Annotated in this window: 2 protein-coding genes; one reads left to right on the top strand and one right to left on the bottom strand. The window is 44.1% G+C overall.

Annotation, left to right across the window (positions count from 1 at the left end; all coding sequences use genetic code 11):
* A partial coding sequence (locus tag R7E78_RS27135) for a LysR family transcriptional regulator (protein WP_318058749.1) occupies positions 1-108 on the bottom strand: 108 nt, incomplete at its 3' end.
* A gap of 116 nt (positions 109-224) precedes the next feature.
* Between R7E78_RS27135 and R7E78_RS27140 the strand changes: the two genes are divergently transcribed.
* Positions 225-673 (top strand): glutathione S-transferase (locus R7E78_RS27140; protein WP_318058748.1); only part of this gene is annotated, 449 nt, incomplete at its 3' end.

Below are 673 nucleotides of genomic sequence, written 5' to 3' on the forward strand. Positions count from 1 at the left end.
AAACGCGGATTGGGTGCGATTGATTTGTTTTGCAGCACGAGTGAAGCTGCCTGTTTCAACAAACGCAAGAAAGCTGCGCAGCGCGTCAATATCCATATTCTTTTCTATCCATCGTTTTTGTTGAAGTGTTCCATCAAAACTATCCGTTAGTTTGAAATAAAACAATCAGATATTGTGATTTCACGCTTTAATTAATAACAACACCATTTGGCATGGAGGCAACAATGCAACTCTTTATCGGGAATCAAAACTACTCAAGTTGGTCATTGCGAGCGTGGCTCATTTTTTCTCAATACGATTTAAAAGTGGATGTGACTAAGCTAACGCTGTTTACTGAAGACTTCTACGACAAGCTGGCGAGCGTAACACCAACGGCCAAAGTGCCAACATTGGTTGATGGCGAAGTTACGGTTTGGGATTCCTTAGCGATTTTGGAATATGTGAACGAGCAGTACCTACAAGGAAAGGCGTGGCCGAGCCATGTAGCGGACAAAGCGAAAGCGCGCGCGATTTCGGCTGAAATGCATTCGGGCTTTTTTGATTTGAGAAACGAGTTACCGATGAACTGTCGCGCGCGTCGAAAAGTAGAACTGAGCGATGGAGCACTAAAGGATATTGCACGCATAGACGCAATTTGGTCTGAGCAAATGGCAAAGTTCCCAGACGCTTTTTT

It is taken from the genome of Vibrio sp. YT-19(2023) (assembly GCF_033337395.1).